We start from the raw sequence: 14,053 nt of genomic DNA, 5'->3' as shown, positions 1-14,053 counted from the left end.
GGGAGAGACCGCGATGAGCGCACCCGACGGCAGCCCGGTCGGCGCCGAACGCAGCATCGGCCAGCTGTTCGCCTCGGCGACGACGGAAATGTCGGCGCTGGTGCACGACGAGATCGCGCTGGCGAAGGCGCAGCTCAAGCAGGACGTCAAGCGCGGCGCGACCAGCGGCGGGGCCTTCTCGGCAGCCGGCGCGGTGCTGATCTTCTCCCTGCCGATGCTGAACTTCGCGCTGGCGTACGGCATCCGCACCTGGACCGACTGGAACCTCGCGATCTGCTTCCTGCTGTCCTTCGCGGCGAATGTGCTGGTCGCGGTCGTGCTGGCGCTGATCGGCGTGGTCTTCGCGAAGAAGGCCAAGAAGAGCAAGGGCCCGCAGAAGGTCGCCGCCTCGATGAAGGAGACCGCGGTCGTCCTGCAGAAGGCCAAGCCGCACCCGCGTCCGGAGCTCCCGCAGGACCGGGTCCCCGAGGCCATCGAGGCTGTGGCACGCTCATCGTCATGACGGACCCCGCCACACCTTCGGCACAACCGGCCTCGGCCGTTCTTCTCGACGTCCCCGGCGGGAGGAAGGTGAGCCACCGCGACGTCGCCGCCAACGGCGCCCGCTTCCACATCGCCGAGCTGGGCGACGGGCCGCTGGTGCTGCTGCTGCACGGCTTCCCGCAGTTCTGGTGGACCTGGCGGCACCAGCTGGTGGTGCTCGCCGACGCGGGCTTCCGGGCCGTCGCCATGGACCTGCGGGGCGTCGGGGGCAGCGACCGTACGCCGCGCGGTTACGACCCCGCCAACCTCGCGCTCGACGTCACCGGCGTCATCCGCTCGCTCGGCGAGCCGGACGCCGCGCTGGTCGGCCACGACCTGGGCGGATACCTCGCGTGGACGGCCGCCGCGATGCGCCCCAAGCTGGTGCGGCGGCTGGCGGTCGCCTCCATGCCGCATCCGCGGCGCTGGCGCTCGGCCATGCTCCGAGACGTCAAGCAGACGCGCGCCGGTTCACACATCTGGGGGTTCCAGCGGCCCTGGATCCCGGAGCGGCAGCTCACCGCCGACGACGGGGCGCTCGTGGCGGAGCTGATCCAGGACTGGTCCGGGCCGCGCCCGCCCGAGGACGAGGCGCTCGAGACGTACCGCCGCGCCATGTGCATCCCCTCCGCCGCGCACTGCGCCGTCGAGCCGTACCGCTGGATGGTGCGCTCCCTGGCCCGCCCGGACGGCATCCAGTTCAACCGCCGCATGAAGCGGCCCGTGCGCGTGCCGACCCTCCATCTGCACGGCTCGCTCGACCCCGTGATGCGCACGCGCAGCGCGGCCGGATCCGGTGAGTACGTCGAAGCCCCCTACCGCTGGCGCCTGTTCGACGGTCTCGGCCACTTCCCGCACGAGGAGGACCCGGTCGCGTTCTCCTCGGAGCTCATCAACTGGCTCAAGGATCCCGAACCCGATCGGTGACCGGACGACCCCGCCCGGTATCCGCACGTGAACGCTTGTCCGACGAACGGCCAATTGCCTGGCGCATAGGCCAATTGGGCGCGCCGGGAGCGGTTATCGACCATGGGGCGGGGGCACACGTCGGGGTATGGGCTGGACGCACGACTACAGTGACGCAAGCCGCAATCGCCGCTCGGCGGGCGGTGCGAACCCCCACCATCGAAGCGGCGCACCGCAGATGGTGACCGCGGATCCCCGGGTCGGGATCCCGCGCATCCTCCGTCGCCGGGCCCGCTGGGTCTCCGTACGTCTGCGCCACACCCGCGACTGAGGCGCCACCCGCGCGAGTGACGCCCCGGCCACCCCGCCGCAGGGCCGCTCCTAGAGCGCGCAGCTGTCGCTGTCCACCTGCTGGTTGGCGGTGCGCCCCTTGGTGATGTCCTCCTGGATCTCGTCCACGGTCAGCGCGTACCCCGTCAAGGAGTCGTCGAGGGACTTGGCGAACACCACGCCGTAGACCTTGCCGTCGGGGGTGAGCAGCGGGCCGCCGGAGTTGCCCTGGCGGACGGTCGCGTACAGGGAGTAGACGTCGCGGCGGACCGTGTCCCGGTGGTAGATGTCCGGGCCGTTGGCCGTGATGCGGCCACGCACGCGCGCGGCACGCACGTCGTACGCCCCGTTCTCCGGGAAGCCGGCGACGATCGCGCCGTCCCCGCTGGTCGCGTCCTGGGTGGTGAAGCGCAGCGCGGGCGCCTTGAGGTCGGGCACGTCCAGTACGGCGATGTCGCGCCGCCAGTCGTAGAGGACGACCGTGGCGTCGTACTTCTTGCCCTCGCCGCCTATCTGCACGGTCGGCTCGTCGACGCCGCCCACCACGTGCGCGTTGGTCATCACCCGGCGGCCGGAGAAGACGAAGCCGGTGCCCTCCAGGACCTTGCCGCAGCTCGGGGCCGTGCCCATGACCTTGACGATGGAGCGCTGGGCGCGGCTCGCCACGGGGCTGTTGGCCAGGGCCGGGTCCGGCGGCTGGACGTCGGTGATGGGCTCGTTCGAGAACGGGCTGAAGACCTGCGGGAAGCCGTTCTGCGCGAGGACGGAGGAGAAGTCGGCGAACCAGGTGGCGGCCTGGTCCGGCAGCGCCTGTGAGACGCCCAGCAGCACCTTGGAGTTGCGGACCTCCTTGCCGAGCGTCGGCAGTGTGGTGCCCGCGAGGGCCGAGCCGATCAGCCAGGCGACCAGGAGCATCGCCACGACGTTGACCAGGGCGCCGCCGGTGGCGTCGAGGGCCCGGGCCGGGGACCAGGTGATGTGCCGGCGCAGCTTGTTGCCGAGGTGGGTGGTGAGGGCCTGGCCGACGGAGGCGCAGACGATGACGACGACGACCGCGACGACGGCCGCGGTCGTGTTCACCTCCGCCTTGTCCGTGAGCGCGTCCCAGATGACGGGCAGTACGTAGACCGCGACGAGACCGCCGCCCAGAAAGCCGATCACCGACAGGATGCCGACGACGAATCCCTGGCGGTACCCGACGACCGCGAACCACACGGCGGCGACCAGCAACAAGATGTCCAGCACGTTCACGGAGGCCACCCTGTCATGCGCGCCAGTCGAGCGGGACCTGCTTCTCGCGGTCCCAGGGCCGCTCCCAGCCCGCGAAGTGCAGCAGCCGGTCGATGATTCCGGCCGTGAAACCCCATACAAGGGCGGATTCGACCAGAAATGCCGGACCTCGGTGGCCGCTGGGGTGGACGGTGGTGGCGCGGTTGGCGGGATCCGTGAGATCCGCCACGGGGACGGTGAAGACCCTGGCGGTCTCGTTCGGATCGACGACCCCGACCGGGCTCGGTACGCGCCACCAGCCCAGCACCGGGGTGACGACGAAGCCGCTGACCGGGATGTACAGCCTGGGCAGGACGCCGAAGAGCTGGACGCCGGAGGGGTCGAGGCCGGTCTCCTCCTCCGCCTCGCGCAGGGCGGCCCGCAGCGGGCCGTCGCCGCGCGGATCGCCGTCCTCCGGGTCGAGGGCGCCGCCGGGGAACGAGGGCTGGCCGGCGTGCGAGCGCAGGGAGCTCGCGCGCTCCATGAGCAGCAGCTCGGGCCCGCGCTCGCCCTCCCCGAACAGGATCAGCACGGCGGACTGGCGGCCGGCGCCGTCCTCCGGCGGCAGGAAACGGCTGAGCTGCCGCGGCCCGACCGTCTCCACAGCGTGCACCACCGGATCAAGCCAGGCCGGCAGGCCCTCCTTGCTCGGCGTCAAAGGCCCGCCCTGTGTGTCGCTCGCGCGCGTCATCGCCACCCCCGTCGTCCTGCCGCTTCCAACGCGCGGCGGGTGCGAGATCGTTCCGCGAACGACCGCGATCCCCCGTTCGGGCAGCTCATCCGGCCCCCAGCGGCGGCGCCGGCTTGCCGCCCGCGTCCAGATACGCCTGCGGGGGCCGCAGGCGCTGGCCGGGGAAGCCGCCCTTCTCGTACTTGAGCAGCTTCCTCGCCTTCTCCGGGTCGGTCTCGCCCTCGCCGAACGCCGGGCAGAGCGGGGCGATCGGGCAGGCTCCGCAGGCGGGCTTGCGGGCGTGGCAGATGCGGCGGCCGTGCCAGATCACATGGTGCGAGAGGTCCGTCCAGTCACTCTTCGGGAAGAGCGCGCCGATGGCGGCCTCGATCTTGTCCGGGTCGGTCTCGCCGGTCCACTGCCAGCGGCGCACCAGACGCTGGAAGTGCGTGTCCACGGTGATGCCGGGCCGCCCGAAGGCGTTGCCGAGCACGACGAACGCGGTCTTGCGGCCAACGCCGGGCAGCTTGACCAGGTCCTCCAGCCGGCCCGGGACCTCACCGCCGAAGTCCTCGACCAGGGCCTTGGAGAGCCCTATGACCGACTTTGTCTTGGCCCGGAAAAAGCCGCACGGGCGGAGGATCTCCTCCACCTCCTCCGGGTTGGCGGCGGCCAGGTCCTCGGGGGTGGGGTACTTGGCGAAGAGGGCGGGTGTCGTCTGGTTGACGCGCAGGTCGGTGGTCTGGGCGGACAGGACCGTGGCGACGACCAGTTGGAAGGGGTTGTCGAAGTCCAGCTCGGGGTGGGCGTAGGGGAAGACCTCGGCGAGCTCGCGGTTGATACGGCGGGCCCGGCGGACCAGGGCGGTGCGCGACTCGTCACCCGGCGGATGGACGACGGCCTTCGCGGGGGCGGTGCCCTTGACGCGGGCCGTGGCCTTCTTGGGCGCGACGGTGACCTTCTTGGCGGCAGGCGCCTTCCTCACGGATGCCGTCTTCTTCACAGATGCCGACTCCTTCGCAGCCGCCGACTCCTTCGCGGCTGCCTTCTTGCTCGCGGCCCCGGACTCCCCGGCGACAGCCTTCTTGGCGGCAGCCTTCTTGGCGGCAGCCTTCTTGGCCGGCGCCGACTTGCCTGAAGGCACCGCCCTCTCTGTCGCTTTCGCCGTTTTCCTACCGCCATCGGGGCTCTGTTCGCCCACAGCGGAATCGCGACGTACAACCACCCGCGCAGCCCCCTCGGCCTGTGCTCTCACCGGCGATTTGGACACCCGGCCAGCCTAAGGCGTGGCACTGACATCTGCCCCGGGCCCTGAAGATCGGCGTCCAATTGGACCCCTGCCGCGTACCCCGGGACACCAGTGCGGCATCCTTGTGACAGATCACACTGTTTGGACCGTCCGGCAAAATGGGCACCTCGGTGCCTTGATACAAGGGGGATCCAGGTCCCCTGAGCAGGTCGACAAGGAGAGAACTCGTGGACGACGTTCTGCGGCGCAACCCGCTCTTCGCGGCGCTCGATGACGAGCAGGCCTCGGAGCTCCGCGCCTCCATGAGTGAGGTGACCCTCGCGCGCGGCGACTCGCTGTTCCACGAGGGGGACCCCGGCGACCGCCTGTATGTGGTCACGGAAGGCAAGGTCAAGCTCCACCGCACGTCCCCGGACGGCCGCGAGAACATGCTGGCCGTGGTCGGCCCCGGCGAGCTCATCGGCGAGCTGTCGCTCTTCGACCCGGGCCCGCGCACCGCGACGGCCTCCGCACTGACCGAGGTCAAGCTGCTCGGACTGGGCCACGGCGACCTCCAGCCCTGGCTGAACGCCCGCCCCGAGGTGGCCACGGCGCTGCTGCGCGCCGTCGCCCGCCGGCTGCGCAAGACCAACGACGCGATGTCCGACCTCGTCTTCTCGGACGTCCCGGGCCGGGTCGCGCGCGCCCTGCTGGACCTGTCCCGCCGGTTCGGCGTGCAGTCCGAGGAGGGCATCCACGTCGTCCACGACCTCACGCAGGAGGAGCTGGCCCAGCTGGTCGGCGCGTCCCGTGAGACGGTCAACAAGGCACTGGCGGACTTCGCCCAGCGCGGCTGGCTCCGTCTGGAGGCCCGCGCGGTGATCCTGCTGGACGTGGAACGCCTCGCCAAGCGCTCGCGCTGACGCGCACACGCGCGTGCCGTACGTCATCGGGCCCTGTCTCCTCGCGAGACGGGGCCCGACGTCGTACCAGGGCGCGTCAGCGGTCAGATGAGCCCGTGCTCGTCCAGGTAGTCCAACTGCGCCCGCACCGACAGTTCCGCCGCCGGCCACAGGGAGCGGTCCACGTCCGCGTAGACGTGGGCGACGACCTCGGTGGGGGTGCGGTAGCCGTCCTCGACGGCCGTTTCCACCTGTGCGAGGCGCTTGGCCCGGTGGGCGAGGTAGTACTCGATGACGCCCTGGGCGTCCTCCAGGACCGGCCCGTGGCCCGGCAGCACCGTGTGGACGCCGTCGTCGACGGAGAGGGACCTGAGCCGCCGCAGGGAGTCCAGGTAGTCGCCGAGGCGGCCGTCGGGGTGGGCCACGACCGTCGTACCGCGGCCGAGGATCGTGTCGCCGGTCAGGACCGCCTGGTCCGCCGGGAGGTGGAAGGAGAGGGAGTCGGCGGTGTGGCCGGGGGTCGGTACGACCTTCAGTTCAAGGCCGCCGACGGTGATCACGTCCCCGGCGGCCAGTCCCTCGTCACCCAGCCGGAGGGCGGGATCGAGCGCACGCACGCGCGTGCCGGTCAGTTCGGCGAACCGCCCGGCGCCCTCGGCGTGGTCGGGGTGGCCATGGGTCAGCAGCGTCAGGGCGACGCGCTTGCCGGCCCGCTCGGCCGTGGCGACGACATGGCGCAGGTGACCGTCGTCGAGCGGGCCCGGGTCGACCACCACGGCCAGGTCCGAGTCGGGCTCGGAGAGGATCCAGGTGTTGGTGCCGTCCAGGGTCATCGCCGACGGGTTGGGGGCCAGGACGTTGACGGCCCGCTCGGTGGCGGGGCCCGTGAGGACACCGCCCCGGGGCTGGCCGGGAAGGGCTGCTGCGTCCGTCATGCGGTGGCTCCACCGGTGGTCGGGATGTGCTTGGTGAACTCGTCGTGGCCCGGCCAGGAGAGCACGATCTCGTCGTCCACGAGACGGGCCGTGGCCAGCACGGGCGTGAGGTCACGCCCCGGGGCGTCCGCGAGCGCCCCGGCGGCGGTGTCGTACGGCGTCAGCTGGCGCAGGGTCGCGAGGGTCGGCGGCATCATCAGCAGCTCGCCCTTGTCGTAGCCGGCCGCCGCCTCGCCCGGGGCGATCCACACCGTACGGTCCGCCTCGGTGGAGGCGTTGCGGGTGCGCTGTCCCTCGGGAAGGGCCGCCACGAAGAACCAGGTGTCGTAGCGGCGGGCCTCGAACTCCGGGGTGATCCAGCGGGTCCAGGCGCCGAGCAGGTCGGAGCGCAGGACCAGGCCGCGGCGGTCCAGGAACTCCGCGAAGGACAGGTCACGGGCGACCAGGGCGGCACGGTCCGCCTCCCAGTCGGCCCCGGTGGTGTCGCCGACGACCGAGTCGGGCGCCGGTCCGGCGAGCAGGACGCCCGCCTCCTCGTACGTCTCCCGTACGGCCGCGCAGACGATCGCCTGCGCTTCCGTCTCGTCGACGCCGAGCCGGTCCGCCCACCACGCGCGCGTGGGGCCCGCCCAGCGGACCTGGTGGTCGTCGTCCCGGGGGTCGACACCGCCGCCCGGATACGCGTACGCGCCTCCGGCGAAGGCCATGGAGGCGCGTCTGCGCAGCATGTGGACGGCCGGGCCGGTGCCCGTGTCCTTCAGGAGCATGACGGTGGCCGCGCGCTTCGGGGTGACCGGTGTGAGGGTGCCGGCCGCCAGTGCGCGGATGCGGTCCGGCCACTCCGGGGGATACCACTGACCGTTCGCCATGGGCGCGAGGCTATCCCGTGACGGGCTGATGTTCGAGTGGCCCCTGAGGGGACGGTGTCCCCTGGCGGGGAAGCTAGGCCAGCTCCACCTGGATCTCGACCTCCACCGGGGCGTCCAGCGGCAGCACCGCCACGCCCACCGCGCTGCGCGCGTGCACGCCCTTGTCGCCGAGGACCGCGCCGAGCAGCTCGCTCGCGCCGTTCAGCACCGCGGGCTGGCCCGTGAAGTCCGAGGCCGAGGCCACGAAGCCGACGACCTTCACCACGCGCGCGATGCGGTCCAGGTCACCGGCGACGGACTTGACGGCGGCCAGGGCGTTCAGCGCGCACGTACGCGCCAGCTCCTTGGCCTCCTCCGGGGTGACCTCAGCGCCGACCTTGCCGGTGACCGGAAGCTTGCCGTCCACCATCGGGAGCTGCCCGGCGGTGTAGACGTACGGGCCGCTCTGCACGGCCGGCTGGTACGCGGCCAGCGGCGGGACGACGTCGGGCAAGGTCAGACCGAGTTCGGCCAGCTTCGCCTCGACGGCACCCATTACTGCTTCTCCCGCTTCAGGTAGGCCACGAGCTGCTCGGGGTTGTTCGGCCCGGGCACGACCTGGACGAGCTCCCAGCCGTCCTCGCCCCAGGTGTCCAGAATCTGCTTCGTGGCGTGGACGAGCAGCGGCACGGTTGAGTATTCCCACTTGGTCATGCGGCCGACTCTAGCCCCTGGCGGACAGGGTCAGGCGGCCGACCACGGCGGCGGTTGTCCACAGCCTCCGGAGTAGCCCGGGCGCCGACTGGTTAGGCTCGAATACGTGAGCAGGCTCCAGGTCGTCAGCGGCAAGGGCGGTACCGGCAAGACCACGGTGGCCGCGGCCCTCGCGCTGGCCTTGGCCACGGAGGGGAAGCGGACGCTTCTCGTCGAGGTCGAAGGCCGCCAGGGCATCGCGCAGCTCTTCGAAACGGAAGCGCTGCCTTATGAGGAGCGGAAGATCGCCGTCGCTCCCGGGGGCGGGGAGGTGTACGCGCTGGCCATCGACCCCGAACTGGCCCTTCTGGACTACCTCCAGATGTTCTACAAGCTGGGCAGCGCCGGACGGGCCCTGAAGAAGCTCGGCGCGATCGACTTCGCCACCACCATCGCGCCGGGCCTGAGGGACGTACTCCTCACCGGCAAGGCGTGCGAGGCGGTGCGGCGCAAGGAGCGCAGCGGGCGGTTCACCTACGACTACGTCGTCATGGACGCGCCGCCCACCGGGCGCATCACGCGTTTCCTCAACGTCAACGACGAGGTCGCCGGCCTCGCCAAGATCGGCCCGATACACAATCAGGCGCAGGCCGTGATGCGGGTGCTGAAGTCGCCGGAAACGGCCGTGCACCTGGTGACGCTGCTGGAGGAGATGCCCGTCCAGGAGACCGTGGACGGCATCGCCGAGCTGCGGTCGGCGCGGCTGCCGGTGGGGCGGATCATCGTGAACATGGTGCGTCCGGAGGTGTTGGACGAGACCGATCTGGAACTCGTCCGGACGGCCACGCGTTCCACGGTCGCACGGTCGCTGTCGTCCGCCGGGCTCGGCGGCGCGCGGCGCGGCGGACGCGCCGAGCGGCTGGTGGACCCGTTGCTCACGCAGGCCGAGGAGTACGGCGAGCGGTACGCGCTGGAGCACGAGCAGCGTGCGGTGCTGGCCGAGCTCGGCCTGCCGCTGCACGAACTGCCGCTGTTCGCCGAGGGCATGGACCTGGCGGGGCTGTACGCGCTGGCCCGTGAGCTGCGCGGGCAGGGCGTGTCATGAGCCAGGACACACAGGCAAGGCCCGTCATGAGTCGGAAGCAGGGGATGTCATGAGTCGTCCGGACCCGGCCCACACCCACGACCCGGCCCGCCCCCGCATGTCCCCCGCCCGTCTGCTCGACGTCGATCCGCTGCTGGCGGACCCCAAGACCCGGATCGTGGTGTGCTGCGGCTCGGGCGGGGTCGGCAAGACCACGACAGCGGCGGCCCTGGGCCTGCGCGCGGCCGAGCGGGGCCGCAAGGTGGTCGTCCTCACCATCGACCCGGCCCGTCGGCTCGCCCAGTCCATGGGCATCGACTCCCTCGACAACACCCCGCGCCGGGTCAAGGGCATCGACGACACCGCGGGCGGCGAGCTGCACGCGATGATGCTCGACATGAAGCGCACCTTCGACGAGATCGTCGAGGTGCACGCGGACGCCGAGCGGGCGGCCGCGATCCTGGGCAACCCCTTCTACCAGTCACTCTCGGCGGGCTTCGCGGGCACGCAGGAGTACATGGCGATGGAGAAGCTCGGGCAGCTGCGCGCCCGGGACGAGTGGGACCTGATCATCGTCGACACCCCGCCGTCCCGCTCGGCCCTGGACTTCCTGGACGCGCCCAAGCGGCTCGGGTCGTTCCTGGACGGGCGGCTGATCCGGCTGCTGACGGCGCCGGCGAAGCTGGGCGGGCGCGCCGGGATGAAGTTCCTGAACGTCGGGATGTCGATGATGACCGGCACCCTCGGCAAACTGCTCGGCGGTCAGCTCCTCAAGGACGTCCAGACGTTCGTGTCCGCGATGGACACGACGTTCGGGGGCTTCCGCACCCGCGCGGACGCGACGTACAAGCTGCTCCAGGCTCCCGGGACGGCGTTCCTCGTGGTCGCGGCCCCGGAGCGGGACGCGCTGCGCGAGGCCGCGTACTTCGTGGAGCGCCTGGCCGCGGAGGACATGCCGCTCGCCGGTCTGGTGCTCAACCGGGTCCACGGCAGCGGTGCCGACCGGCTGTCGGCCGAGCGGGCGCTCGCCGCCGCGGAAAATCTTGAAGAGCCCCGCATTGTGGATCAGGAGGGCGGGAAAGCTGGACTTCGTAACTCCCCCGACGCATACGACAGTTCAGCCTCTTCCACGTCCGAAACCCCAGCTCAGACCCCAGCTCAGACCTCAGATCAGACCCCAGCTCAGACCTCAGCCGCGGCATCGACATCGGCTCCCGAGGGTGGCTCCCCCACCGAGGACGCGGCAGACGCCGAGAACGCCGAAGACGCCGAGCGGTCCATCGACCAGCTCACGGCAGGCCTGCTGAGGCTGCACGCCGAACGCATGCAGCTGCTCTCCCGTGAGCAGCGCACGCGTGACCGCTTCACCGCGCTCCACCCCGAGGTGGCCGTGACGGAAGTGGCCGCGCTGCCCGGTGATGTGCACGACCTCGCGGGACTGCGCGACATCGGTGACCGGCTCGCGGCGAACGAACGCGAGCTTCCCGACGCGGCCGAGCCGGAGTCGCCCGGCCGTGATGCCTGAGGGCCCGTACGGGCCCTCGACCGGACATCAGCGCCGAGGAGCCCCCGTAGAGTCCCCGGTGGGAACTCCTCAGCTCACCGCGGCGTAGTTCTCGTAGATCTCGTCGTCGTCGAGGGACACGACACCCGTGCCGCGCTCGTACTCGCTGCGCGCGGTCTCCAGCAGCCGGCGCCAGGACGTCACCGTGGGCCGCCTGCGCAGCAGTGCGCGGCGCTCCCGCTCCGTCATGCCTCCCCACACGCCGAACTCGACGCGATTGTCGAGCGCGTCGGCCAGGCACTCCGTACGCACCGGACATCCGGTGCATACCGCCTTGGCCCTGTTCTGCGCTGCTCCTTGAACGAACAGTTCATCCGGATCGGTAGTGCGGCAGGCCGCCTGCGCACTCCAGTCGACTACCCAGCCCATACCGGCGCCGTCCTCTCCCGAATCGAGGCTCCCCCACGGCGGCAGCGGCATATTCACCGCCGCCAGTTGAGGACGTTACGGAAGGTGGGCACAGCGCAACACCCCCGTCGGGCCCAATCTTGAATGGCCCGAACGGACTATGGGTAAGCGGCAGATCACCCGGGGGAGTGAGCTGGCGACATACGTAACTTTCCCGGCAAACCAGGACAGTTCAGTTGCGTCACAACGGACGCCGCATGACACACAAGGCGGATTCGGACACGACCCCACCAAAAAAGTTGGGGAACACCCGGAACGATTCGGGGTCGCCGGACGTATTGATACGTGACCTCACTGCTGTGACAGTTGAGAGCAGCTTAGGCCAAGGCCTATACGCCTGTCCGGCGAATGAGAACGTAGGCTGCCCTCATGCCAAAGAAGAGCTCGGGCGGTGGTCTGTCTCCTGCGCAGCAGGCCGCCAAGTTCCTCGGTGTCAGTGTCCTTGCGGGAGCCGTGCTGGCCGGCATCGCGCTGCCCGCCGTGGGCGCGCTGGGGCTCGCGGCGAAGGGCTCGGTCGAGAGCTTCGACGAGCTCCCCGCCAACATGAAGACACCGCCGCTGAGTCAGCGCACCACGATCCTCGACGCCGACGGCGGCCAGATCGCCACGGTCTACTCGCGCGACCGCACGGTGGTCCCGCTCAAGGACGTCTCGCCGTACATGCAGAAGGCGATCGTCGCGATCGAGGACTCGCGCTTCTACCAGCACGGCGCGGTCGACCTGAAGGGCGTCCTGCGCGCCCTCAACAAGAACGCGCGCAGCGGCGAGGTCTCCCAGGGCGCCTCGACCCTGACGCAGCAGTACGTGAAGAACGTCTTCGTCGAGGAGGCGGGCGACGACCCGACGAAGGTCGCGCAGGCCACCCAGCAGACCATCGGCCGCAAGATCCGCGAGCTGAAGTACGCGATCCAGGTCGAGGAAGAGCTCGGGAAGAAGAAGATCCTCGAGAACTACCTGAACATCACGTTCTTCGGCCAGCAGGCCTACGGCATCGAGGCCGCGGCCCAGCGCTACTTCTCCAAGCCCGCCAAGGCCCTCAACATCCAGGAGTCGGCCCTCCTCGCCGGCATCGTCCAGTCGCCCAGCCGGTACGACCCGGTCAACGACGAGGCGGAGGCCACCAAGCGCCGCAACATCGTGCTCCAGCGCATGGCCGCCGTCGGCGACATCTCCCGGGCGCAGGCCGGCGAGGCGATGAAGGCGCCGCTCGGCCTCAAGGTCAGCAAGCCCAGGAACGGGTGCATCACGGCGGTCAAGGGCGCGGGCTTCTTCTGTGACTACGTGCGCGAGGTCTTCCTGAACGACAAGGTCTTCGGCAAGACCAAGGAGGCCAGGGCGAAGGTCTGGAACCAGGGTGGCCTCACCATCCGCACCACCATGGACCCACAGGCCCAGGACTCGGCACAGCGGTCCATCAAGGACCACGTCTACACGAGCGACGAGGTGGCCACCGCCGCCAGCATCGTCCAGCCCGGCACCGGCAAGATCCTCGCCATGGGCCAGTCCCGTCCGTACGGCGTCGACATCAAGGAGGGCGAGACGACCCTCAACCTGTCCGTCAACGACGACATGGGCGGCGGCATGGGCTACCAGCCCGGTTCGACGTTCAAGCCGATCGTCGCGGCGGCGGCCATCGAGGACGGCATGCCGGCGAACAAGGTGTACTCGGCGCCGTACCAGATGGCCTATCCGAGCCCGGTCTCCGCCTGCGACGGCAAGACCTGGCGGAACAGCCGGACCGACCCCGCCAAGCTCGAGAACGAGAACAACTCGGAGGTCGGCCCGTACGACATGAAGGAAGCGACCGCCAAGTCGGTCAACACCTACTACGTCCAGATGATCAGCGACATCGGCATCTGCCCCGTGACGACGATGGCGAAGAAGATGGGCGTCGAGCGGGCCGACGGCCGCAAGATGGACCAGGCGCCGTCCATCGCCCTCGGCACCCAGGAGATGTCCCCGCTGACCATGGCGAACGGGTACGCGACCTTCGCCTCGCGCGGCATGTACTGCACGCCGATCGCCATCGAGTCGGTCAGCCAGCGGGTCGGTGGCGCGAGCAAGTCGCTCCCGGTCCCGAAGTCGACCTGCTCGCGCGCGATGTCCGAGAAGACCGCCGACACGATCAACGCGCTGCTGAAGGGCGTCGTCGAGGACGGTACGGGTTCGAAGGCCGGCCTCGGCAGCCGTCCCAGCGCGGGCAAGACCGGTACGACGGACGAGCGCTACGCGGCCTGGTTCGTGGGCTACACGCCGAACATGGCCGGCGCGGTGTGGGTCGGCGACCCCGCGCACAAGCGGAAGATGTCCGGCATCACCATCGGCGGCCGGTCGTACGGCAAGGTCTTCGGTGGCGAGGTCCCCGGTCCGATCTGGCGCGACATGATGTCGGGCGCGCTCGAGGGCAAGCCCGTCGAGCAGTTCAACGACATCCACATCCCCGACGGCCGCCACAAGAACCGTGACGACGAGGACCGCGACGACGACCGTGACGACGGGGGCAACGGCAACGGTGGCTTCATCGGCGGCCTGGTCGGCGGAAACAACAACGGCGGCGGGGGCGGCGAGCCCGTTCCGACGCCTTCCTTCTCCCTCCCCGAGGGCTTCTTCCGGGGCCAGGACAACGGCGGAGGCAACGGCAACGGCGGGCGGTTCGGCTGAGTAACCCGCGCCAGGGCCGCCCCAGGGCGGCCC

The 14,053-nt window shown here is 70.6% G+C and carries 15 protein-coding genes; 7 read left to right on the top strand and 8 right to left on the bottom strand.

All coding sequences use genetic code 11. From position 1 onward, the window contains the following. Nucleotides 1–13 precede the first annotated feature (13 nt). The 3 genes from ACWIF2_RS26395 to ACWIF2_RS26385 all read left to right on the top strand — a co-directional run bounded on the left by ACWIF2_RS26395 (nucleotide 14) and on the right by ACWIF2_RS26385 (nucleotide 1,759). Nucleotides 14–502 carry a phage holin family protein gene (locus ACWIF2_RS26395; RefSeq protein ID WP_454363170.1) on the top strand — a complete coding sequence of 163 codons (489 nt, stop codon included), beginning with the start codon at nucleotides 14–16 and terminating at the stop codon, nucleotides 500–502. Next, nucleotides 499–1,449, top strand: a complete 951-nt coding sequence (locus tag ACWIF2_RS26390; protein WP_454363169.1) for an alpha/beta fold hydrolase — start codon at nucleotides 499–501, stop codon at nucleotides 1,447–1,449. The genes ACWIF2_RS26395 and ACWIF2_RS26390 overlap by 4 nt, the downstream gene beginning before the upstream one ends. A gap of 127 nt (nucleotides 1,450–1,576) precedes the next feature. Continuing rightward, nucleotides 1,577–1,759: a hypothetical protein gene (locus ACWIF2_RS26385; RefSeq protein WP_382592553.1), complete on the top strand. Its 183-nt coding sequence runs from the start codon at nucleotides 1,577–1,579 to the stop codon at nucleotides 1,757–1,759. 50 nt (nucleotides 1,760–1,809) lie between these two features. Here the strand turns inward: ACWIF2_RS26385 and ACWIF2_RS26380 are convergent, their stop codons facing one another. The 3 genes from ACWIF2_RS26380 to nth all read right to left on the bottom strand — a co-directional run bounded on the left by ACWIF2_RS26380 (nucleotide 1,810) and on the right by nth (nucleotide 4,841). Then, nucleotides 1,810–3,009, bottom strand: coding sequence for a MarP family serine protease (locus ACWIF2_RS26380; protein ID WP_454363168.1), 1,200 nt, complete (start codon nucleotides 3,007–3,009; stop codon nucleotides 1,810–1,812). A 13-nt stretch (nucleotides 3,010–3,022) separates the two neighbouring features. Continuing rightward, nucleotides 3,023–3,718, bottom strand: coding sequence for an NUDIX hydrolase (locus ACWIF2_RS26375; protein ID WP_454363167.1), 696 nt, complete (start codon nucleotides 3,716–3,718; stop codon nucleotides 3,023–3,025). 85 nt (nucleotides 3,719–3,803) lie between these two features. After that, entirely contained in the window at nucleotides 3,804–4,841 is a 1,038-nt protein-coding gene (gene nth, locus ACWIF2_RS26370; protein WP_454363166.1) for an endonuclease III, read from the bottom strand. 332 nt (nucleotides 4,842–5,173) lie between these two features. Between nth and ACWIF2_RS26365 the strand changes: the two genes are divergently transcribed. Continuing rightward, nucleotides 5,174–5,848, top strand: a complete 675-nt coding sequence (locus tag ACWIF2_RS26365; protein ID WP_215119931.1) for a Crp/Fnr family transcriptional regulator — start codon at nucleotides 5,174–5,176, stop codon at nucleotides 5,846–5,848. An 83-nt stretch (nucleotides 5,849–5,931) separates the two neighbouring features. Here ACWIF2_RS26365 and ACWIF2_RS26360 read toward each other — a convergent pair whose 3' ends face one another. The 4 genes from ACWIF2_RS26360 to ACWIF2_RS26345 all read right to left on the bottom strand — a co-directional run bounded on the left by ACWIF2_RS26360 (nucleotide 5,932) and on the right by ACWIF2_RS26345 (nucleotide 8,324). Beyond that, entirely contained in the window at nucleotides 5,932–6,762 is an 831-nt protein-coding gene (locus ACWIF2_RS26360; RefSeq protein ID WP_454363165.1) for an MBL fold metallo-hydrolase, read from the bottom strand. After that, nucleotides 6,759–7,631 (bottom strand): NUDIX hydrolase, encoded by an 873-nt coding sequence (locus tag ACWIF2_RS26355; protein WP_454363164.1) that lies wholly within the window; start codon nucleotides 7,629–7,631, stop codon nucleotides 6,759–6,761. Before ACWIF2_RS26355 ends, ACWIF2_RS26360 begins: the two co-directional genes overlap by 4 nt. A 73-nt stretch (nucleotides 7,632–7,704) precedes the next feature. Further along, on the bottom strand, nucleotides 7,705–8,166 hold the full coding sequence (locus ACWIF2_RS26350; RefSeq protein WP_184594579.1) for a RidA family protein: 462 nt from the start codon (nucleotides 8,164–8,166) through the stop codon (nucleotides 7,705–7,707). Then, complete coding sequence (locus tag ACWIF2_RS26345; RefSeq protein ID WP_097218487.1) at nucleotides 8,166–8,324, bottom strand: DUF4177 domain-containing protein; 159 nt, start codon at nucleotides 8,322–8,324, stop codon at nucleotides 8,166–8,168. The genes ACWIF2_RS26350 and ACWIF2_RS26345 overlap by 1 nt, the downstream gene beginning before the upstream one ends. A 106-nt stretch (nucleotides 8,325–8,430) precedes the next feature. Between ACWIF2_RS26345 and ACWIF2_RS26340 the strand changes: the two genes are divergently transcribed. Both ACWIF2_RS26340 and ACWIF2_RS26335 read left to right on the top strand, forming a co-directional pair. Then, nucleotides 8,431–9,408, top strand: a complete 978-nt coding sequence (locus ACWIF2_RS26340; RefSeq protein WP_454363163.1) for an ArsA family ATPase — start codon at nucleotides 8,431–8,433, stop codon at nucleotides 9,406–9,408. A gap of 49 nt (nucleotides 9,409–9,457) precedes the next feature. Continuing rightward, nucleotides 9,458–10,912 (top strand): ArsA family ATPase, encoded by a 1,455-nt coding sequence (locus ACWIF2_RS26335; RefSeq protein WP_454363162.1) that lies wholly within the window; start codon nucleotides 9,458–9,460, stop codon nucleotides 10,910–10,912. 69 nt (nucleotides 10,913–10,981) lie between these two features. Here ACWIF2_RS26335 and wblA read toward each other — a convergent pair whose 3' ends face one another. Beyond that, nucleotides 10,982–11,320 (bottom strand): transcriptional regulator WblA, encoded by a 339-nt coding sequence (gene wblA, locus ACWIF2_RS26330; protein ID WP_184594573.1) that lies wholly within the window; start codon nucleotides 11,318–11,320, stop codon nucleotides 10,982–10,984. Between the two features lie 408 nt (nucleotides 11,321–11,728). Here wblA and ACWIF2_RS26325 point away from each other — a divergent pair, with 408 nt between their 5' ends. Next, the gene (locus ACWIF2_RS26325; RefSeq protein ID WP_454363161.1) at nucleotides 11,729–14,020 is read left to right on the top strand and encodes a transglycosylase domain-containing protein; all 2,292 of its coding nucleotides are present in this window, start codon (nucleotides 11,729–11,731) and stop codon (nucleotides 14,018–14,020) included. Nucleotides 14,021–14,053 lie beyond the last annotated feature (33 nt).

Source organism: Streptomyces sp. NPDC055506 (assembly GCF_053643595.1).
The sequence above is the reverse complement of the archived record's forward strand: the minus strand, read 5'-3'. Positions and strand labels throughout refer to the sequence as shown.

Coding starts and splice junctions, on each gene's coding strand:
- ACWIF2_RS26325 (WP_454363161.1), top strand. CDS start 11,729: ATGCCAAAGAAGAGCTCGGGCGGTGGTCTGTCTCCTGCGCAGCAGGCC.
- ACWIF2_RS26350 (WP_184594579.1), bottom strand. CDS start 8,166: ATGGGTGCCGTCGAGGCGAAGCTGGCCGAACTCGGTCTGACCTTGCCC.
- ACWIF2_RS26375 (WP_454363167.1), bottom strand. CDS start 3,718: ATGACGCGCGCGAGCGACACACAGGGCGGGCCTTTGACGCCGAGCAAG.
- ACWIF2_RS26390 (WP_454363169.1), top strand. CDS start 499: ATGACGGACCCCGCCACACCTTCGGCACAACCGGCCTCGGCCGTTCTT.
- wblA (WP_184594573.1), bottom strand. CDS start 11,320: ATGGGCTGGGTAGTCGACTGGAGTGCGCAGGCGGCCTGCCGCACTACC.
- ACWIF2_RS26345 (WP_097218487.1), bottom strand. CDS start 8,324: ATGACCAAGTGGGAATACTCAACCGTGCCGCTGCTCGTCCACGCCACG.
- ACWIF2_RS26335 (WP_454363162.1), top strand. CDS start 9,458: ATGAGTCGTCCGGACCCGGCCCACACCCACGACCCGGCCCGCCCCCGC.
- ACWIF2_RS26355 (WP_454363164.1), bottom strand. CDS start 7,631: ATGGCGAACGGTCAGTGGTATCCCCCGGAGTGGCCGGACCGCATCCGC.
- ACWIF2_RS26395 (WP_454363170.1), top strand. CDS start 14: ATGAGCGCACCCGACGGCAGCCCGGTCGGCGCCGAACGCAGCATCGGC.
- ACWIF2_RS26385 (WP_382592553.1), top strand. CDS start 1,577: ATGGGCTGGACGCACGACTACAGTGACGCAAGCCGCAATCGCCGCTCG.
- ACWIF2_RS26360 (WP_454363165.1), bottom strand. CDS start 6,762: ATGACGGACGCAGCAGCCCTTCCCGGCCAGCCCCGGGGCGGTGTCCTC.